This is a genomic window from Alteromonas halophila (assembly GCF_014651815.1).
GTDB lineage: Bacteria > Pseudomonadota > Gammaproteobacteria > Enterobacterales > Alteromonadaceae > Alteromonas > Alteromonas halophila.
This window is the reverse complement of record NZ_BMXP01000004.1, coordinates 56,793-76,518: the sequence shown is the minus strand read 5'-3', so window position 1 is coordinate 76,518 and position 19,726 is coordinate 56,793. Positions and strand designations below refer to the sequence as shown.

The 19,726-nt window shown below is 51.8% G+C and carries 22 protein-coding genes; 14 read left to right on the top strand and 8 right to left on the bottom strand.

Features of this window, described 5'->3' with window-relative positions; translation table 11 throughout:
* Window positions 1-239 precede the first annotated feature (239 nt).
* Genes pilV through IE054_RS09930 form a run of 5 tightly spaced genes read left to right on the top strand, consistent with a single transcriptional unit; the run spans window position 240 to window position 6,849 of the window.
* Window positions 240-884 (top strand): type IV pilus modification protein PilV, encoded by a 645-nt coding sequence (pilV, locus tag IE054_RS09950; RefSeq protein ID WP_229805075.1) that lies wholly within the window; start codon window positions 240-242, stop codon window positions 882-884.
* Entirely contained in the window at window positions 881-1,726 is an 846-nt protein-coding gene (locus tag IE054_RS09945) for a PilW family protein (protein ID WP_189405985.1), read from the top strand. Before pilV ends, IE054_RS09945 begins: the two co-directional genes overlap by 4 nt.
* Window positions 1,723-2,286, top strand: a complete 564-nt coding sequence (locus IE054_RS09940) for a PilX N-terminal domain-containing pilus assembly protein (protein WP_189405983.1) — start codon at window positions 1,723-1,725, stop codon at window positions 2,284-2,286. Before IE054_RS09945 ends, IE054_RS09940 begins: the two co-directional genes overlap by 4 nt.
* Window positions 2,287-2,296: 10 nt before the next feature.
* Window positions 2,297-6,373 carry a PilC/PilY family type IV pilus protein gene (locus tag IE054_RS09935; protein WP_189405980.1) on the top strand — a complete coding sequence of 1,359 codons (4,077 nt, stop codon included), beginning with the start codon at window positions 2,297-2,299 and terminating at the stop codon, window positions 6,371-6,373.
* Between the two features lie 23 nt (window positions 6,374-6,396).
* A complete protein-coding gene (locus IE054_RS09930; protein ID WP_308428279.1) occupies window positions 6,397-6,849 on the top strand; it encodes a type IV pilin protein in 453 nt (150 codons plus the stop codon).
* 88 nt (window positions 6,850-6,937) lie between these two features.
* On the opposite strand, the gene IE054_RS09925 is transcribed toward IE054_RS09930, so the two are convergent.
* The 5 genes from IE054_RS09925 to IE054_RS09905 form a co-directional block, all read right to left on the bottom strand.
* The gene (locus IE054_RS09925) at window positions 6,938-7,333 is read right to left on the bottom strand and encodes a hypothetical protein (RefSeq protein WP_189405977.1); all 396 of its coding nucleotides are present in this window, start codon (window positions 7,331-7,333) and stop codon (window positions 6,938-6,940) included.
* Window positions 7,323-8,357 (bottom strand): hypothetical protein, encoded by a 1,035-nt coding sequence (locus IE054_RS09920; protein ID WP_189405975.1) that lies wholly within the window; start codon window positions 8,355-8,357, stop codon window positions 7,323-7,325. Before IE054_RS09920 ends, IE054_RS09925 begins: the two co-directional genes overlap by 11 nt.
* The gene (locus IE054_RS09915; protein ID WP_189405973.1) at window positions 8,350-8,955 is read right to left on the bottom strand and encodes a hypothetical protein; all 606 of its coding nucleotides are present in this window, start codon (window positions 8,953-8,955) and stop codon (window positions 8,350-8,352) included. The genes IE054_RS09920 and IE054_RS09915 overlap by 8 nt, the downstream gene beginning before the upstream one ends.
* Window positions 8,949-9,479: a GspH/FimT family pseudopilin gene (locus IE054_RS09910; protein WP_189405971.1), complete on the bottom strand. Its 531-nt coding sequence runs from the start codon at window positions 9,477-9,479 to the stop codon at window positions 8,949-8,951. The genes IE054_RS09915 and IE054_RS09910 overlap by 7 nt, the downstream gene beginning before the upstream one ends.
* Before the next feature lie 106 nt (window positions 9,480-9,585).
* On the bottom strand, window positions 9,586-10,134 hold the full coding sequence (locus IE054_RS09905) for a GspH/FimT family pseudopilin (protein ID WP_189405969.1): 549 nt from the start codon (window positions 10,132-10,134) through the stop codon (window positions 9,586-9,588).
* Between the two features lie 203 nt (window positions 10,135-10,337).
* On the opposite strand from IE054_RS09905, the gene nadE reads away from it, so the two are divergent.
* Both nadE and IE054_RS09895 read left to right on the top strand, forming a co-directional pair.
* Window positions 10,338-11,180, top strand: a complete 843-nt coding sequence (gene nadE / locus IE054_RS09900) for an NAD(+) synthase (RefSeq protein ID WP_189405966.1) — start codon at window positions 10,338-10,340, stop codon at window positions 11,178-11,180.
* Window positions 11,177-11,515 carry a P-II family nitrogen regulator gene (locus IE054_RS09895; protein ID WP_189405963.1) on the top strand — a complete coding sequence of 113 codons (339 nt, stop codon included), beginning with the start codon at window positions 11,177-11,179 and terminating at the stop codon, window positions 11,513-11,515. Before nadE ends, IE054_RS09895 begins: the two co-directional genes overlap by 4 nt.
* Window positions 11,516-11,569: 54 nt before the next feature.
* Here the strand turns inward: IE054_RS09895 and IE054_RS09890 are convergent, their stop codons facing one another.
* Entirely contained in the window at window positions 11,570-12,058 is a 489-nt protein-coding gene (locus tag IE054_RS09890; RefSeq protein WP_189405961.1) for an FKBP-type peptidyl-prolyl cis-trans isomerase, read from the bottom strand.
* 50 nt (window positions 12,059-12,108) lie between these two features.
* Complete coding sequence (gene ygfZ, locus IE054_RS09885) at window positions 12,109-13,116, bottom strand: CAF17-like 4Fe-4S cluster assembly/insertion protein YgfZ (protein ID WP_189405959.1); 1,008 nt, start codon at window positions 13,114-13,116, stop codon at window positions 12,109-12,111.
* 171 nt (window positions 13,117-13,287) lie between these two features.
* Between ygfZ and IE054_RS09880 the strand changes: the two genes are divergently transcribed.
* Genes IE054_RS09880 through IE054_RS09870 form a run of 3 tightly spaced genes read left to right on the top strand, consistent with a single transcriptional unit; the run spans window position 13,288 to window position 14,845 of the window.
* The gene (locus tag IE054_RS09880; RefSeq protein ID WP_189405957.1) at window positions 13,288-13,539 is read left to right on the top strand and encodes an FAD assembly factor SdhE; all 252 of its coding nucleotides are present in this window, start codon (window positions 13,288-13,290) and stop codon (window positions 13,537-13,539) included.
* Window positions 13,526-13,966: a protein YgfX gene (locus IE054_RS09875; RefSeq protein WP_189405955.1), complete on the top strand. Its 441-nt coding sequence runs from the start codon at window positions 13,526-13,528 to the stop codon at window positions 13,964-13,966. Before IE054_RS09880 ends, IE054_RS09875 begins: the two co-directional genes overlap by 14 nt.
* Window positions 13,967-13,987: 21 nt before the next feature.
* Window positions 13,988-14,845: a MaoC/PaaZ C-terminal domain-containing protein gene (locus tag IE054_RS09870; RefSeq protein ID WP_189405953.1), complete on the top strand. Its 858-nt coding sequence runs from the start codon at window positions 13,988-13,990 to the stop codon at window positions 14,843-14,845.
* A 15-nt stretch (window positions 14,846-14,860) separates the two neighbouring features.
* Here the strand turns inward: IE054_RS09870 and nadB are convergent, their stop codons facing one another.
* On the bottom strand, window positions 14,861-16,522 hold the full coding sequence (gene nadB, locus IE054_RS09865; protein ID WP_189406345.1) for an L-aspartate oxidase: 1,662 nt from the start codon (window positions 16,520-16,522) through the stop codon (window positions 14,861-14,863).
* Between the two features lie 198 nt (window positions 16,523-16,720).
* Here nadB and rpoE point away from each other — a divergent pair, with 198 nt between their 5' ends.
* The 4 genes from rpoE (at window position 16,721) to IE054_RS09845 (ending at window position 19,578) form a co-directional block, all read left to right on the top strand.
* Entirely contained in the window at window positions 16,721-17,299 is a 579-nt protein-coding gene (rpoE, locus tag IE054_RS09860; protein WP_189405951.1) for an RNA polymerase sigma factor RpoE, read from the top strand.
* A gap of 74 nt (window positions 17,300-17,373) precedes the next feature.
* Window positions 17,374-17,970 carry a sigma-E factor negative regulatory protein gene (locus tag IE054_RS09855; protein ID WP_189405949.1) on the top strand — a complete coding sequence of 199 codons (597 nt, stop codon included), beginning with the start codon at window positions 17,374-17,376 and terminating at the stop codon, window positions 17,968-17,970.
* Window positions 17,971-17,977: 7 nt separating this feature from the next.
* A complete protein-coding gene (locus IE054_RS09850) occupies window positions 17,978-19,111 on the top strand; it encodes a MucB/RseB C-terminal domain-containing protein (RefSeq protein WP_229805073.1) in 1,134 nt (377 codons plus the stop codon).
* Window positions 19,108-19,578: a SoxR reducing system RseC family protein gene (locus IE054_RS09845; protein ID WP_189405947.1), complete on the top strand. Its 471-nt coding sequence runs from the start codon at window positions 19,108-19,110 to the stop codon at window positions 19,576-19,578. Before IE054_RS09850 ends, IE054_RS09845 begins: the two co-directional genes overlap by 4 nt.
* Window positions 19,579-19,726: the final 148 nt, after the last annotated feature.

Here is a 19,726-nt window from a genome sequence, read left to right as displayed (position 1 = left end):
GTCATTACGGAACGATGTCGTCCGGGATGAAACGTCAGGCTCCGTAAACAACTCCCCTCCTTTAATGTTGCTTATGCGTTACTCCCACACGTATAAGCGACACCCATTTCATGAACGAATCATACGTTTTAATCACTACGGATACGTTGAACAAGAGAGTTTTCGCTTACTATAGTAGTTAAGATAACTTTCAATCGCTCCGATAAATATGTCGGATGATACGTAAAGGGCGGTCAGACGTGGTGTCACAAACGCGCACAATCAGCTATCCAGTGTCGCTGAGACGACAGGCAGGGGTAGGCCTTATAGAAATCCTGGTTACCCTGTTTATTCTGTCGATCGGCTTACTGGGTGTTGCTGCGCTGCAGTTTACGGGATCCTTTGCCAATAAAGATGCGATAAACCGTACTCAGGCAGAACTGGTTGCTGCACAGGTGGCTGAGCGGTTGCGCACTGCAGCGCGCCCCCCTGTGGTCGGCGATGGCATGGTCGCAAATAACCGTTATTTTACAGCTGATAATTACAATTTTGAGGACCTGAGCTGTACTGGCGGTGGTACCGCGTATCAGTGTTACTGTTTAAGTCGCCCGGCGGACATACCGAACTGTGAAGGCAGTGAATGTACAGAAGCGCAAATCGCTGCCTACGATGGCTGGGCGCTGTCCTGTTCTGCTGTGCAAACCAATCCCAATACCCGCTTGTCGGTGGGTTGTACTGATGCCATCGGCGGTGATGCCGATACCTGCAGTGCAGGTTCCAGGCTGAGTATTAAGCTGACCTGGCCAATCAATTCCAGTGGGAATCAGAAGTACACATTAAATGAACGCTGCAATGAAGACAGTGATGAGCCTCTCGCCTGTGTGTATAAGGACATCACTTTATGAGCAGGCAGCAGGGTTTCTCGTTAGTTGAGCTGATGATATCGCTGTTACTCGGCACCATTATCACTGGCGCCGTGATTCAGGTGCTGGTAAGCAGCCGTGTGACCAACTCTCTGAATCAGGCGGTGGCGCAGGTGCAGGAGTCTGGCCGGTTTATAATGACCCGTCTAAGCCGGGAACTGGTAGAGGTAGGCCGCTATGACACGGTTTCTGCCACCATAGATAACAGCGTCGATGTGGTCTCTGAAGCGGCATATGTTGAAAACCACCCCATAGTCCTGATTGGTGACATGGCCAATGACACGACCCTTGGCAGTACGCAGGAAGGCAGCACCGGCCATGACACACTGGTAGTAAGCATGCTGGACTCTCAGGATTGTACCGGCAGCAACCATGGCTATGTGGACGATGAAGAGTTTCATGTGGTTAATCACTATTTTGTCAGTGACAGCAAACTCAAATGCACCGGATATGACGGGCGCGTGTTGCGCGGCCTGAAAGCCTCCGCGGTATCGGCGAAGACGGTAACGTTGCTGGATAATGTGGTCAGTTTCCAGGTGCAGTATGGAATAAGTGATGAAGCAGAGAATTCAACCGGGCAGGCGATCAGTTATGTTACGGCGAACGATCTGGAGGGACTCAGGGCGAATAATCAGCAGGTCGTTGCGTTGCGCTGGGGGCTTTTGTTACGAAGCTATGAAAACCAGGTTGTACAAACGGCCACCCCGCGCTTTGCGGTGCTTAATGAAGACGCCGTTACTATGGATAACCGCCACTACTACCAGGTGTTTACCAAAACACTGGCGCTTCGCAATATGAAGAATTTTGTCAGGAGTTCACGATGAAACAACAAGGTCTGGTCATGGTACTGGCACTACTGATTTTACTGTCACTCACAATCTTAGGCGTGAGTGCGGTTTCAAGTAGTTTGTCACAGTCAAAAATGGCCGTGTCGATGCAGCAGTCAGGCATGGCATTTGACGCCGCTGAATCAGCAATAGCGGGGGTGTTTTTCGAGTCTGAAGATGAAGTCTTGCTGGCCGATGATACGTTAACCGATCCGCTGTCAGAAGCCAGGCAGGGTAACGTGTTCGATCCTGCAGCGGACACCCTGAGTTGTTTTGAAGATGCCAACTGGACCAATCGTCAGATGACCAGTGATGTTTTGGAAACCGGTAGCCGGCACGTCAGTACAGGGCAATACCAAAGTGAGCCCGCGACAAACAGCTGGTCACGGACCGCATTTGTCCGGGAGCAGGCCTGTCGGGGTTCAAGCAATGTGATTGGCGGCAGTAACGTAAACTGCCATGTATTTATTATTCGAGGGTGTGGCAGTGTCGAAAGTAGTCCAACAGTCGTCGCAAACACACTCTCGGCTGCCGTGCTTGCACCCGCATCGCAGTAAGGGGGAAGTAATGAAACGTCTCACCGCCTGGTTCTTTTCAACTATGCTGTTTTCCTGTATTGGCTGGTCCGCTTTTGGTGATGATCTGGATATCTATCTGGGGACCTCGTCACAGGCCGTTACCTATAACCCCAACGTGTTATTCATTATGGATACATCCGGCAGTATGGGCAGTACTGACGGTACCGACGAATCACGGATGCTACGGGTAAAAAATGCCCTAAAAGAAGCATTAGGCTCTGCGACCAATATCAATGCCGGCTTAATGCGCTTCTCTGATTACGGCGGGCCTGTGCTGTTTCCGGTGCGGGGGATTGATGAGTCCATCAGCCCAGAGTTAATTACCTCGACATCCGACGGCGATGACGATGCCTATGAGATTAATGGCAGTGTAAATACCAGCTCTGATAACCTGGTATTAAGTAGCGGTACCAGCACGGTGGTATCCGGGATGCGCTTCACCGAGATGAATATTCCTCAGGGCGCAACCATCACCAGTGCGTATATTCGGTTAACGGCAAGCCGTTATAACATTGCCAATACTGAACTCACGATTAAAGGAGAACTAACCCCTGACGCCTCAGCATTTTCTTCTGGCAGCAATGATTTGTCGTCGCGTGATACAACCGTGAATGAAGTCCGCTGGGACAGTGACAACAGTTTCCCTGGTACCGATGAGGTGGTGACCACGCCTGATATCTCCGCGGTGGTTCAGGAACTGGTTGATCAGGATGGCTGGTGCGGTGGTCAGGATCTGAATATCCTGATGGAAGGGAACAGCAGCGACAGTGCCAGTGGCCGCGAGGCAAGAAGTTATGACCGCGGACGCAGTGGCTCGCCGCAACTGGTGGTAACCTACGATGAGACCACCGCTACCGGCTGTATCAGTGGTGAAGCCGTGTATCAGGTGGGCTCGAGCAAAGATAACGTAGAAGAGCGCGGTAATGGCTATGATTCAACCGGCTCTGAGCTAACGTTGAATGACGACTACAACGATTATATTGGCTTTCGTTTTAATGACGTGAATATCCCGCAGGGCGCCGTGATCAGTGAGGCTTATCTGGAATTTACAGCCTATGATACCGATCGCTGGCGGAGCGCATCGATGCGTATACGTGGCGTGGCCACCGATGATGCCGATGATTTCCATCCACACCGACGTTATGACGTCAGAAACTTACCCAAAACGTCCGGGTTTACCTGGAACATGCCGGCGTTTTACCGCAATTATGATGTCCAGTCGCCGGATGTGACGAGTATTCTCAGCCAGATCATTAACCGTCCGGGCTGGTCGCCTGGCAATTCACTGGCGTTTGTGCTCAGTGATTTTGACGGTGTGCGCGGCGCATACTCCTACAACGGGCGTCCGTCAAGCGCGCCACGTCTGGTGGTAAAATTCCAGGGTAATGCCACGCCCGGCGTCTCCGCGACCGTGCGCGAACACCTGATCAGTAAAGTCGATGAACTTAATGCCAGTGGTCTCACACCGATTGTTGATACCCTGTATGAGGCAACGAATTACTATGGTGGACTGGAGGTGGACTACGGGCTGACCCGGGGTAACTACTATGTATCTGATACTGTCAGACGGAATACGCGGGTGAGTCATCGCGCGTCGTATACGGGTAGCGATGCGGTACGCCCCTATGGCTGTACCGAAGATAATCTGTCCAGCCGTGACTGTACCGATGAATATATTCCGGAAGGGGCAAGGTATATTTCGCCGATTACGGATCTGCAGTGTCAGACCAATAACCATATCGTGTTGCTGTCTGATGGAGAGGCCAACAACAATCACAGTGTCGATGAGATTGAAAGTATGCTGTCTAAACAGTGCACGGGCAATGGTGGTGAAAAATGTGGCCTGGATTTGGTGAAAAACCTGAGTAAAAAAGAAACGTCCGTGATCGATCGCCGGCTCATTACCCATACCATTGGGTTTGCAGCCAACAGCACAGCTAATAATTTCCTTAATCAGCTGGCAGTGCAAAGCGGAGGTGGTTTTTATCAGGCCGATAACAGCACCGACCTGCTGGAAGCCTTCCAGACTATTTTACGCTCTGTAAAGGATATCAATGCCACGTTTGTATCACCGGGGGTTGCGGTTAACCAGCTTAACCGGCTGACGCATAAAGATGATCTTTACTTTGCGTTATTCAAGCCTGCTGAGGGCGCTATCTGGCCAGGAAACCTCAAGAAGTACAAACTTGATGGTGATGTGGTGCGCGATCAGAACGGCCTGGATGCAGTGGATAACATTACCGGCTTCTTTGCCGAAGGCGCGCACAGCTACTGGTCGGTCCTTGCGGACGGAAATCAGGTTCGTGACGGTGGCGCCGCAAGTCAGCTGGATGCCAACCGAAACCTTTATGTGTTTGACTCACCCGGCACCATTGCGTCCAGTTCGAATCAGTTACATGAGAGTAATTCATCCATTACCACAGGCGATCTTGGTCTGGAAGGAAACCCGGATGCGGATGCGATCCGCGATGCCGTGCTGAAGTGGACCCGGGGCGTAGACATCAAAGATGCGGATGGCGATGGCAATATTGACGATGTGCGTTATCAGATGGGCGATCCAATCCATTCTCAGCCTGTCATTGTTAACTACAGCAATACTGACTCTGCAATTTTCGTCGCTACGAATCATGGCATGTTGCATTCGTTTGATGCCGAAACCGGAGAAGAGAACTTTGCAGTAATGCCTCGCTCGCTGTTGGGCAACCTGCACGACTTTTATCAGGATATTTCCAGCTTTGACCATATTTATGGTCTGGATGGCGACATGGTGCTGCGTCAGTTTGACGGCAAGATCTACCTGTATCTGGGAATGCGCCGTGGGGGTGACAACTACTACGTTTTTGATGTAACCGCTAAGACATCGCCAAAGCTGGTGTATACCATCGATGGCGGAACTACCGGGCTGGAAGAAATGGGGCAGACCTGGTCGCGGCCAACGCTGACTAAAGTGCGCATTGGTGGCACGGTGAAAAATGTCATGATTGTTGGCGGTGGCTACGATGACGACCAGGACACTAAGACTGAGCGTAGTCCGGACAGTGTCGGCAATGCGGTGTTTATGTTTGATGCTGACAACGGCGAGCTGCTGTGGAAAGCCAGTAATGCTGATGCGGATCTTAACCTTAGCCAGATGCAGTACAGTATCCCAGGTCGTATTTCAGTTATAGATCGCAACAATGATGGCTTCGCCGATCACATGTATGTGGCGGATATGGGTGGCCAGTTGTTCCGTCTTGATATCTACAACGGTGAGTCAGGCGATGATTTTGTTAAAGGTGCGCGGCTGGCTGATTTTGGCGGTGATACACCTGAATCAAACCGCCGCTTCTTTTATGGTGCGGACGTGACTGAGGTCGCGCTGGGAGATCAGGTATTTTACGGCGTGGCTATTGGTAGTGGCTGGCGAGCTTCGCCGCTTGATACTGTGGTGGATGACCGCTTTTACATGCTCAAAGACAAAGGCGTGTTTAACATAGATGAAAATGGCCACTACACGTTTAATACGGGCACTACAGAAAGCGACATGTATGATGCTACTAATCATCTGCTAACGCAGGGCACAGAAACCGAGCGGGGTGTCGAGGCTGCCGCACTGGCCAATAAAGAGGGCTGGCTTGTGAAAATGGAGACCGATGGCGAAAAGATCCTGTCGTCACCGCTCATCATCGATTACAAAATATTCTTTACCAGTTATATACCGGCATCCAGCAGTACCAGTGCCTGCGCACCACCAACCGGCAACAGCCGTGCCTATTTAGTCAATATGTTCAATGGCAACAGCGTGGATGACAACAACAATAATGACAGACTGGACAGTGAGGACAGATACGCTGAACTTAAACAGACCGGTATTGCTCCCGAAACTAAAATCCTGATCGAGGAAATTGTGTCACCGGTGGTCTGTCTGGGAACAGAGTGTGTGTCTGCTGTCATCAAAACTGATGAGGATGGCAATGAAGAGGACTGTGGCTCTGACTTTGCCTGCCTTGCCGAAGATATTTATGGTAAGTTCGAACGGGTCCAGCGCGGTAGCTGGGAAACGGAAACTGAGCGCGAAGGACAGTAGGAGAATAAACAATGCGGACCCCTATGAAACACACGGGTTTTTCACTGATTGAACTGATGATCGTGGTCGCGATCATCGGGATTATTTCTGCGATTGCATATCCGTCGTACCAGAATGTGATTGCCGATGGCTACCGGGGCAACGGTCAGGCTGACCTGCTGGCACTGGCGTCCGCCATGGAACGCCACCACAGTGGCTCCTTTACCTACGAAGGTGCGGCTGAAAGTGGAGCTGACACAGGGACGCCAGCGGTATTTGCCGCCTATTCACCCTCGGCAGAGCCAGCGGGCAATAAGCGCTATGATTTAACGATTGAATCGGCCAATGCGACCGCCTATGAGCTTAAGGCGACACCTGTGACCGGCACCGGACAAGCAGGGACCGGTGCCCTTTACTATTTCAGCGACGGGCGAAAAGCCTGGGACAGCAATGATGACGGCAGCCTGAGTTCAGGTGAATACTGCTGGACCTGCTAACAAATTTGCGAGAACACCAATCGCTACGCAGCGAGTTCAGAAGTGCGCAGTTGTGAACATGATCAATGGCCGTACACGGTGTTCTGTTTTAAAGACTCACCAGGGCGGTGACATCTTGCCAGTGTCCGGCATGCTGGCCGGTCATTACCATCGGATAAGATACGCCCGCCTGAGCGGAGGCACTGCCTGCCGTAATCTCCGCCTGAGTAAGCGGCGCGGGCAGGCTACTTGAACGAACCGTAACGCTGACGCCTTGCAACGCTCGCGCGTTGTCGCGTACCTGCTGTGGTGTCGTCGGTGCTATTGCTGCGAACCGCATCACCGATTGCATATGATTGTCACGCTGGTCTGCTACTGTGAGATCAGACAGGCTTCGCACAGATGCACGGTTCAGCGTTACCTGAGTGAGTAGTCCGGCGCAAAAAAGTGCGCTGGCGATAAGAAGCTCAGTAAATGCATAGCCGCCTTGCCGCTTAAAAGTCATGCCAGCTCCCCGGGATTAGTGTGATTTTTGCCAGCGCCGGACTGCGCTGTAACGTTCTTAGTACCTGATAATGTGAATGTAGCTGAATAATACTATTGCCACCGAGGGGGGCGTCAGCGACCAGCGCGCCGGTGACCCGGGCACCGCCTGCCATGTCGATATCCGAACTCAGGGCAGAGTCCTCGCGCAGCAAAATAACCAGACCGGTAACATAGGCATCCTGCGCCATGCGAAGATCCCCGTTCTCAATGATAAGCAGTACCGGATGCTCTGCACTGCCGAGTTGCTGACCGACGCGCATTACACAGTCGCCGCGCCGCCAGATAACCCGACTTTGCTCAGGCTCGAGCGTATCGCACTGTCCGGCTACCAGTGGGTCAACAAATGGCGTATCACTCATTTTGAGCTGACGCCGGTTAAATAATATTTGCATGGGGTGCGGTGCGGGTACCATCAACGCATCGGACAATACCGGTACACAAGGTGACTGATGTGTGTCCTGACAATGATAAATGCGGGTCGAGGATGAAGGCTGAGACAAGGTTGCCTGTATTAATTGCTCGTCACTGTCCTGCCATACAGACAGGCTTACTCCGGCAGGTAACGGAGCGACCGACCAAAACGCCGTCGCTGGCAGCTGAGCTAGAGCAGAGTAGCGGGCCGCCTGAAAAGCGATGCGCAAAGGCCGGGCTCCTGTCAGTACAGGCTCCTCAAATTGAATGCTGTAGAGTTCATAAGCCGTATCCTGGGAGTTTGTGCCGGGATGCGTCACGACCTGTAGTGACTGATTTGAAAATTGTGTCAGTGCCGTCGCTGCAGAGGCGGTTCGTATAACAGCCAGCACTGACTGTAAGGTACCCAGCGCCCGGGTATGCGTCAGGCTGCCAGCACGCAGTGCCATATGATGCTGTGACAAGCGAATAAAGCGCTCCGCATTGGCGTGGCTGAATATAGCACCAGCAGTAAGCAAAAGTATGATAGGCAGCAGGATCACCATGCCGCGTTGAGTGGTACAGCTATTCATGCCACAGCCCCAGGTAATTGGGTAATGCCACTGAAAAGCGACTTACTTTTATACTGTCTGCCTGCTGGTGGTATTGCAGGGCGAGCGTGACATCAATAATAGCAGGCGTTAGGGGATCATAACTGAGCTGAAAAAGGCTGACCCTGATGTCCGGTGATGTCAAATCCTGCCAGCCATTTTCATTGCAGCCGCGACCGTCGATACGTGCTTCAAGTGCATGGTCATGCCAGCGAAAACCGAACCGTTCGTTGGGCGTCTGCTCGTCCAGGATGCCATTTTTGTTTAAATCATACGCAAACAACACACAGCTGTTGCTTGTTTCGTCAGCATGCTGGCCAATTGCCCAGGCTGCCTGAAACGACTGGTTGCTGTGTGTCAGACGGTCAGCGACGGGAACATGCTGGTATCCTGCCCGGCGCAACTGTTGCTGGATATGACGGCGCAACAGCTGGCTTTCTTCGGCTACAATAAGCTTTTGATCCAGCGCTACGTTTTTTCCGATAAACCGGCCACCCACTGTTGCGCAGGCACTGATGAGCATTGCGCCAGCGCCCAGCGCAATGAGCAATTCAGTGAGCGAGTAACCGCGCGCTAACATGCTGGTAAACCGGTGAGCGCACCATATCGGGCGCAGGCCCGAATACGTCCAAGCGGACTCACAATAACGCTGGCGGTCGCCGATGAGCCTGCAAAATAAAAGCTGCCAGCTGAATTAAAGGCGCTCCCCGAAAGATTATCAAACACGGCAGGTCGCGACGCACTAAATCGGTTAGACGAGAAAACCAGAGGCAGCGAAGGGGGGGACAGGACATAGCTGCCACCTGCGACCGTGCAGTCACCTTCTGATGCGCAGTCACACACAGCCTGGTCAGAAAGGGCCAGACACCAGTTGTCGCCGGGTACGATATTGATACTAACAGGCACCTGATGTACGGCGGCAAGTTGCTGGGCGTGACGCAGCAGCGCCACAACTTTCTTGGTGGTCGCAGTGATGGTCAGTCGCTCAAGATAATGGTGAAACGCCGGCGCGGCCTGGCTGCCCAGCAGTACAATAAGTGCCACAGCCATAAGCGTTTCTGGCAGGCTCACTCCAGCCTGATGACGGGTCCTGACACATATCACAACCTTTCTCCTATCCCTGAGATGTTAGTGATAGGGTAGTGGCCAAATTGTAAAAAAACAGCTGTACACAAGCCGGGTTTACATTAGGGGAGCGGGGCGCTCCCTGTTAACTGCAACTCAGGTCGTCACCGTCACTGTCTTCTTTTATACCGTCATTGTTACTGTCATTGGCCACTACAACCCGGCCATACAATGACAGCAACAGGGCAGAGGCATCTTTTGCTTCACCACCACTCGGACAAATTGTGATGGTTGCGGCACGGCTGATCCCGCCATTCTCTTCAAACGTCAATGAACCGGAAATGCCGCTCAGACGGTTGGTTTTACTGAGTGGATCGGTGGTCGCAATAAGAGGCTCGCTGTTGTCACGGGACCCATTGCCATTACTGTCGGCAAAAATCATTTTGGCATTCGCCCAGCTCGACGTGCAATTACTGTAATTCGTAGTCGGGCAAAGAAGAATTGTCTGTTGTTCATTAATGGCACTGAACCTGGCCTGTTGCGTTAGCGCGCTAATGTTATTGATGTCGGAGGTAACACGATTGGCGGCCAGGATCGACTGGACATTAGGCGCCACTACGGTCAGTAAAATAGCGCTGATTGCCAGGGTGATAAGCATCTCCAGCAAGGTTAGTCCGCGCGTGTGATGAATCATGTTTCCGCTCCCAATTACACACTCTTCAGGATAAACTAAAATTGTCACAGATGGGTATATGAATCAGGTAGTACGCATAAAGTAAGATACACAGGCATCAAAAAGATAAAAGCGATCTGTGTTGAGGCAATAATGACATCTGTGATGAGATTAGCGTAAACTCACTATTCAGGACACCCCATTTAAAGAAAGTGGATTAAGTGATGCATAAACAAGCAGTTATAGACGAAATGAAGGTGCTGCCTGAGATTGACGTGGACTTTGAAGTGGCTCGCCGCGTCGCCTTTATAAAAAAGCAGTTGAAACAGTCCGGACTGAATGCACTGGTGCTGGGGATCAGCGGCGGGATTGACTCCTGTACGCTGGGCCGTCTTGCTCAGCTTGCGGTTGACGAACTTAATGATGAACATCACGAGCGCTACCAGTTTATTGCTGTGCGGTTGCCGTATGACACCCAGGCTGACGAAGAGGATGCTCAGCAGTCTGTGAATTTTATTCAGCCAGATAAGTCAGTTACGGTGAATGTAAAACCCGGCGCAGATGCCATCGATCAGCAGACCAGTGAAGCGCTGAGCAAGGAAGGCTTACTTCCCCTTGATGCCGGTAAACAGGATTTTGTTAAAGGTAATGTAAAGGCCCGTACCCGCATGGTCATTCAGTATGAAATTGCCGGTATGGTAGATGGTCTGGTGCTGGGGACTGACCATTCGGCGGAAAATATTACAGGTTTTTATACCAAGTACGGTGATGGTGCCTGCGATTTAGCCCCGCTGTTCGGGCTAAATAAACGCCAGGTACGTAAACTGGCTGAACACCTTGGTGCGCCGAAGCACATTATCACCAAACCACCGACGGCAGATCTGGAGTCGTTAACGCCGCAGAAAGCCGACGAGCAGGCGCTGGGTTTAAGTTACGACAACATCGATGACTTTCTCGAGGGCAAGACGGTATCCGCTGAAGTCGAAGAAAAGTTAATGTACATTTATAGCCGCACTCAGCATAAACGGGTGCCTATTCCGACCATCTATGACGAGAACGATGCATGAAAAAAATAGAAGCGATTGTAAAACCCTTTAAAATGGATGATGTCAGAGAAGCCCTGGCTGAAGTAGGGGTAGCAGGCATGACAGTTACCGAAGTAAAGGGCTTTGGTCGGCAGAAAGGCCATACCGAGCTATATCGGGGGGCTGAATATCAGGTGGACTTCCTGCCTAAAATAAAGCTTGAGCTGGTACTTGACGATGAACGGGCTGAACAGGCTGTTGAGGCGATTGAGTCATCGGCGAAAACCGGCAAAATTGGTGATGGAAAGATCTTTGTTTACCCGGTCGAACGGGCAATTCGGATCCGTACCGGCGAGCAGGACGACGAGGCAATTTAATCGGGCAAAAAAAAGCGGAGGCGAGGCCTCCGCTTTTTACCCTGACCATAATGGTTAGTCGTGATCGGGCGTTTTGCCGTCCGCACCGTGAGCATGACCATGCTCTAACTCTTCGGCTGTGGCTTCCCGTACATTGACAACGTCTACCTCAAACGTAAGTGGTACACCTGCAAGCGGGTGATTGCCGTCAACCACCACTTCTTCTTCAGACGTTTCAACGACAATAACAGACTGCTCGCCCTGTGGTGTCGTTGCTCTGAACGACATGCCAACCTCTACGTCCATGCCTTCAAACATGGTTTTAGGTACGGTCTGAACCAGGGCGTCTGCACGGTGTCCATAGGCTTTCTCAGGTTCGACAGTCACAGAGAACGAGTCGCCTGTATCACGGCCTTCCAACGCCTCTTCAAGTCCCTCGATCAGAAAGCGACGTCCGTGCATCACTGTCAACGGATCCTTGCCTTCAGATGAATCGAGTTGTGTTCCGTCTTCGGCACTCACTTTATAGTGAAGCGTGACGACACTGTCGGCGGTAATTGTCATAATAAATCCTATGGTTTGGCGGCCTGATGCCGCAGTGAATGTAACACCACTTATGCGCCGGTCCTTCCGGGCTTATCGCGATTTTCCTGTGCGATGCTGTACGGCAATGCAAGAGGCGTAACCTCATGCGCCGGTAATTCAGCGAGGCGGTGTGCATCGTCCGAGCCAGTGTCATTAGCCAGTACGGCCATGAAATACGACTCGTCCGCTAGGGTAGCATACCGGACGACGTTACCGCCACGGCGCCAGTTCTCCCCTAATTGCTTCTCCACCGTATCACCTGCGTTCATTGACGTTGGTACGGGGAGAGAAAAACTGAAGGCTGCACGCTTGTTGCGTCCTAAAAAGCGGGTTCTGGCGACCACTTCCTGACCCATATAACAGCCTTTATCGAAATCAATGCCATCAATGGCCTGCACATTCAGCATTTGCGGAATATACTGACCAATCATGTCGCCAGACACAGCAGGAATACCAGAAACTACACACAGCGCCTCATATTCAGGCGCCCCGAAAGACGCAATATCATCGTGGTTTTCGGATAAATACTTATTGAGCTGAGCTTCGCCTTCTGCGGTAACAATAAAGTGTAGCGGCGAACCTTCAAGACGGGTTTGGATGACTACGCCATAGTCATTGCTAAGTGCCGCCATGCTCGCGTCAGGGACATCAGAGAATAGTGTTTTGGCTGCGGCCCGACCTACATTCTGGCTTATCACGATATGTCTGTAAGCGGTATGTTGCTCGGTCATTTCTACTTTCGAGAACACGCCATACTTCTGTAGCTGAGCAAAACTGGCATCGACAGCGTCCCTGTTACCATACAACAACACACCATCCTCATGGCGGACCACTTCCAGTACCGCCCAGACCTTACCCTTGTTATCGCAATGGGCGGCAAACCGCGCCTGGTCGCTCGTCAGGGCGTTGATATTGACAGTAAGCTGACCATGCAGATAACTGTCCCGGTCTTCACCGGTTACCTTAATACAGCCGATGTTGTCTGGCTGCATAACAAAGTCGTCTGGCAGTGCCGATAATGATGTGAGAGACGTCATGGATTCTCCTGTTACAAAGCTACGGTTTCAACATGGGGGGAAAAACACTGAATACAACCATACGGCTCCTGATTATCGTTGTGCAAATGCGCTGAATCTGCCAAAAAGGGCAGTGATCACTCGTAATTGTGCATGCTATGATAAGCGCATTATCATGTTACAGAAGTACTTATGTTTTCAGAAAAACGTTACGCACGACTAAAATGGGCGTGCCGCCGTGGCATGCTGGAGCTGGATGTGTTGCTGTTGCCTTTTGTTGAAGAGGCATTCAATAACCTGGATGAACAGCAAAAAGAAACCTTTGAGCGGTTGCTGACCTGCGACGATCCTGATTTGTATGCCTGGTTTATGGGGCATCAGAAGTGTGAGGATCCACAGCTGGCTGCGATGGTGAGTCATATCGTTAATCGTGTCAAAGTATAGCGTTGTCATTACACCATCGCATTGGCGACACTTTCAGCCAGTCATTCCCCTTGCCGCACTGGGACTGAGCTTCGCCTGTATGCCTGAAGCAGCAACCAGCTATCTGCCTGAGTATAGTTTGCTGGCAGTGTGGGTAGGCGTTGCAACAGGCCTGGCGTTATATCTGTTGCGTCAGGGCATAAACACCACACCTGGTCACTGGCATGTTTCGGAAGACGGCGAATTTCAACTCTCGCCACGGCATGAACAACCGCCCCCAGTCTGGCGTGTCTCAGAAGACTCACGTGTTACCTGGTGGGGTCTGTATCTGGTACTCCACCAGCATGCGAAACCTGCACATCGTCGCTGGTTGTTAAAAGGGGAAGTCAGTGAGCAAAACTACCGGCGCTTGTGCCGCGTACTCAATCGCAGTAATGCAAAGTATTGACGCCTGAAAAGGAACTTGTCTATGTTGTCACTTTATAGTCAGGCGCTGTTTAAGCGCGCTAATCTTCCCGCCCTTACACAGTTCAGGCCTCCCTCTTTGCCTCAGCGGATCTATAGTCAGTCTGTAGCGCCCAGGCAAGAGCACTACCGGCGCTATTGTGATGTCGTGGGCTGGCACGACAGCGATCAGGTGCACCCCTGCTACCTGCAGGTCCTGGCGTTGCGGTTACAGCTTAAATGTCTGCTGGACAAAAAAAGCCCGTTTGCGGCTATGGGGCTGATCCACATCGAGAATGCGATTGAAGTTCACCGTACGCCTGATCTGGCGCAGCCGATTGATTTACGGGTGCGTTTTAAATCGGTGAAACAACACCGCCACGGCTGGTTGCTAACCCTTGAGGTGCAGGCTTTTCAGGATGAAAAATGTATTCATGAAGCGACCAGCGGCTATCTGGCCAGAGTACACGCAGCTCATGTAGGTCTGCGACAACCTGAGAACGGGGGGCAGCACCCGTTGCCCGCCGGGGATGTGGCAGGAGAGCTGGACGCCGACGCGGGGATAGGCAGGCGCTACGCGCGCGTCGCGGGTGATATCAACCCAATCCATCTAAGCGCTGTCAGTGCCAGACTGTTCGGTTTCAAGTCGGCGCTGGCCCATGGCATGTGGTCGCTGGCCGCTGCGGCTTCAAATATTGTCGATGAACAGCATAACCACAGTGCGAAAGGGGTCATTGAGGCACTATCCTGCAGTTTCCATAAACCACTGCTTTTGCCCGGCAGCGCTGAGGTGCGCATGGACAAGGCAACCACCCCATATGGGTTTACGGTTGCCCGTGACGACACCTTGTTTATTTCAGGAAAAATCGGCCTGACTGACTAGGCTTATTCGCATATTCTATGTGGTCAGCGTGCCGGGTTCGGGCTGTGGTCTGGATTTAGCCGGCGTCAGAATGGTGGGGGCCGGATTGGCGTCCTGCTGTGGATGATCAATATTGTAGTGCAGGCCGCGACTTTCTTTTCTGTCCATGGCGCAGCGCACAATAAGCTCGGCCACGGTGACTAAGTTGCGCAGCTCTAACAGGTTATTGCTGACCCGAAAGTGTGCGTAGTATTCCTGAATTTCCTGCTCCAGCAGGTTAATGCGCCGTAGTGCCCGCTCAAGTCGTTTATCCGTGCGGACAATACCGACGTAGTCCCACATAAACAGCCGCAGTTCATGCCAGTTATGCTGAATTATAACCTCTTCGTCAGAATTACTGACCTGACTCTCATCCCACGGCAGAATTGCTTCATCCAGTTTCACTACCGGTAACCGGCGAATAATGTCGCTGGCGGCCGCTGCGGCAAAAACAACACATTCAAGCAACGAATTCGAGGCCATGCGGTTGGCACCATGCAGGCCAGTGTAGGCAACCTCGCCAATCGCATATACATTTTCCAGGTCTGTTTTCGCATTAAAATCAGTAATGACGCCGCCACAGCTATAATGCGCGGCAGGCACAACCGGGATTGGCTCGCGGGTAATATCAATTCCCAGTGAGCGGCACTTTCGGTAAATATTCGGGAAATGCTTGTTGATAAAGTCTGCCGGTTTGTGACTGATATTCAGATACATACAGTCTGCGCCAAGGCGCTTCATCTCAAAGTCGATGGCCCGCGCAACCACATCCCGCGGTGCCAGATCGCCGCGTTCATCAAACTTATGCATGAATGCTGTACCATCAGCATGACAAAGCCTGGCGCCTTCGCCGCGCAGCGCTTCACTGATCAGAAAGTTGCCCGCCTGTGGGTGAAACAGGCAGGTTGGATGAAACTGATTAAATTCCATGTTGGCAACACGGCAGCCTGCGCGCCAGGCCATCGCAATGCCATCGCCACTTGAGACATCGGGGTTGGACGTATATTGATATACCTTACTGCCGCCGCCAGTAGCAAGTGCAACAAACTGGCTGCGGATTACTTCAACGTGCTCGCGCTGTCGGTTCCATACATACGCGCCGCTACAATAGCCTTTATGGGCTTTCGAGGGAATTAAGTCGATAGCGTTATAGCGTTCCATAACCCTGATATTACTATGAGCCGTTACCGCATCATTAAGCGTTGTTTGCAACGCTTCACCAGTGGCGTCAGCGGCATGCAAAATGCGGCGGTGACTGTGCCCGCCTTCGCGGGTCAGGTGAAAGCGCTGCTCGCCTTTATCATTGGTTTCTGTATCGAAGGGAACGCCTGAACCGATGAGCCAGCTTAACGCCTCTTTGGCGCGCTCGGCAGTAAACCGGACTGCCGCCTCATCGCAAAGACCAGCACCGGCTTTCAGCGTATCCCTGACGTGTGCCTCTACGGAATCCTGCTCATCGAATACGGCGGCGATGCCACCCTGCGCATAGCGGGTCGAGCCTTCATTGCGGTCACTCTTACTTAGCACCATAACCTGACAGTGCTCGGCAAGCTTTAATGCCAGGCTGAGACCGGCAGCACCACTGCCGATGATAAGAACATCACACTGGTGCTCGATAGCATTAGCGGTTGAAGATAGTGAAGACGACACTGATTTCATGTATTTTTTAACGTAGGATAATGCGCATGAGTCCGGCAAGTCTAATGGATAAGCCATAAAACTCAATGATGGGTGTCTCAATCCGGCATTTTTTTTAATTTTTTATCTTCGCTGACCGAACTTTTCTGGATCAGCACCGTCTACACCAGTGCTTGTTTAGAGCTATTGGGTAGTGGCAGTAAAGGAGTAATGGCTCGAATGAGCGAGCAAATTAGCGACCAGCAACTGGTCGAACGGGTACAAAGAGGGGATAAGAACGCCTTCAATTTGTTAGTTACCCGGTATCAGCACAAGGTCATGCATCTGGTCTCCCGGTATGTCAAGAATACCGGCGATGTTGCAGATGTGACTCAGGATGCGTTTATTAAAGCATACCGGGCGTTACCGAACTTTCGCGGTGACAGTGCGTTTTATACCTGGCTGTACCGTATTGCGGTTAACAGTGCGAAGAATTATCTGGTCGCGCAGGGGCGAAAACCCCCGGCGAACGATGTTGATGCTCAGGAAGCTGACTACTACGAAGGCAGTGATGCCCTCAAAGAGCAGTCAACCCCGGAGCGAAGCCTGCTCTCTGATGAAATCGAAGAGATGCTGTTTAAAGCGGTGGAAAAGCTTCCCGATGATCTTCGTATGGCAATTACACTGCGTGAAATAGAAGGGTTGAGCTACGAGGAGATCGCAGGCGTGATGGACTGTCCGGTAGGGACAGTGCGCTCCCGAATCTTCCGTGCCCGCGAAGCAATTGATAAAGTTATTCAGCCATTGTTAGAAAATTGAACTTTCCGAGAATGAAGCTGACTAACACCTGTGTTAGGGTAGTTAATGATCGAATATGATCAGGAAATAAGAATATGACGCAACAGCAAGAAAAGTTATCCGCTTTCATGGATGGTGAAATTGATGGTGGCAGCATAGTTGATGACATTTCCGCGAATGAGGAATTGCAGAACAAGTGGCGGCGCTATCATGTGATCCGAAGCGGTCTGCGAAAAGAGGCGTCAGTAGGTGCGCATCTTGATATCACTGCGCAGGTTGCGGCTGCACTCGAGGATGAGCCCGCGATTGTTGCGCCTAAGAAATCTCGCTGGAAGTCAATTCCGGTACTTGGCAATGTTGTACCGTTTGCGAAGCAGTCCGGTCAGTTTGCCGTTGCAGCATCCGTCGCAGTGGCAGTGATCCTTGGGGTGCAGCAGTTTAATCAGCCTGCTCCTACCGAGCCATTTGTAACCGCACCGGCCGTTGTTGGTCCGCAAGGTGGTCTGGCGCCTGTTAGCCTTGAAAAATCACGTACGCTGCCCCGCAATGATATGAGTCAGGCGTTAGAGAAGAAGCGTAAAATCAACGCGATTATTGCCGACCATGAACAGCAGGTAAAACTCAAGCAGGAAAATGTACGTGGCGACGACAGCGACGTGCAGGAACCAGTGGGTAGCAAACCTAATCGTTGAGTAATTCATGGTAAAACATGTAGAAGTATGTACGTCAGTACTGAGAAGTAACTGGCGTGCAATGATTGTTAGTTGCGCCATATTGATGAGTTCGTCAGCGTTTGCCCAGCAAGTGGTAACAGGCGATACACCAGAGCAACAACCTCAGACTGCAGAACCTGACCGAGCCTTCAGTGACACTGCAACTGATGATCAACCGGCTGCCATACCGGAGGCGTCTTCACAGACAACTGACACACGCGAGTCACTAAGTACACAGCAGTGGCTGGCGCGGCTGGCGACGGTTAGTCAGACCCGTAATTTTCAGGTTTCCTTTGTACAAAGCCGACCCAGTGGAGAAGCAATTCCTTATCTGTGGCGTCATGCGCACCTTGCCGATGGCAGTACGATGGAACAACTGAATTTGCAGAACGGGCCCGGGCGCGAATTGATCCGGGTCGGTGACGTGGTCAGTGTGTTTGAACCCGATGTGCCGCCTTACAGTCTCCGTGCGGGTCATATCAGCGGGCCCATCCCCAGTGAACTTCTTTATCAGCCGCTGCAGCTTAAAGATGCGTACGAGTTTGTCAGCGTCGGCAGAGCAAGGGTGGCAGGGCGATCGGCCCAGCAAATCCGTATTGTCAGCCGCGACAACAGCCGGTTTAGCTATCAGTTGTGGCTCGATGAGCAGACAGGCATGTTGCTCAAACTCAATATGCTTGATTTGCAGGGCAAATTACTTGAGCAAATTCAGGTCACTTCACTGACCATCATGGATAAGCCCCATGAGTATTTTTCGCGTATAAACCCATCGTCACTACCTAAACCTATGGCTATGTCACCCAGGCAGCCGCGCGCGCATGGCTGGGAAGTGAGTTACCTGCCAAATGGCATGGATGAAGTCCGCCGCGACATCAGGCGTTTGTCGCTAACCGGCCAGGTGGTGGAGTATAAAATGTTCAGTGACGGCCTGGTTGATGTTTCTGTGTATGTTCAGCCAGCAAATGAAGCAATTGGCAGCGATCTGATATTGCGACATGATCTAAACACATTTTTAACGCTGACCGATGGCAAGGTGCAGGTCACTGTCGTTGGAAAAGTGCCACTTAAGACGGCGAATGCAATTGCCACGTCTCTGACGTCGAAGAACGGTAATCCATGATCACAGAGCGTGCGACAGTGGTCGCTGTAAACGACGACTCAGTGGTGGTAGAGGCTGCGATTAAAACCACCTGCAATGGCTGTCAGGCGCAGAGTGACTGTGGCACTGGTGCCATAGCAACCGCCTTTGCGCCGAAAGTTCAGCGGCTCACCCTGCGCAGTCCAGTCCCTGTTGAGATTGGCGATGAGGTATCGGTGGGTATTCCAGAGGCCGGCATGCTGTCTGCCTCGGCATTATTGTATGTGGTGCCACTGCTGGCACTGATCGGCAGTGCTCTGTTGTTAGACAGCTGGCTTAGTCTGGCTGGTGCAGTGCACGATCTAAGCGTGTTTGCAGGCAGTGTGCTTGTCACGTTTTTAACCTACATCGTTATTTCCGCTCGTATTAAAAAGCTTGATACACAGCGCTTTCAGCCAGTGCTGATTGGTCGAATCTCTGGTAGTGATGCGTCTGGCAGGGCCGTCTGATTCTACAGGTTGTCGCTGTGGACCAGAGAACTGTCGGCTTTATTCGCTTTTATCCCCGTAAATAGGTAAAATCCACGCGCGTTTCCAGCAATCCGGCGTAATAACGGTATTGCCTGTGAATCGTTTGGTCTACGGCAGTAGCCGGGAC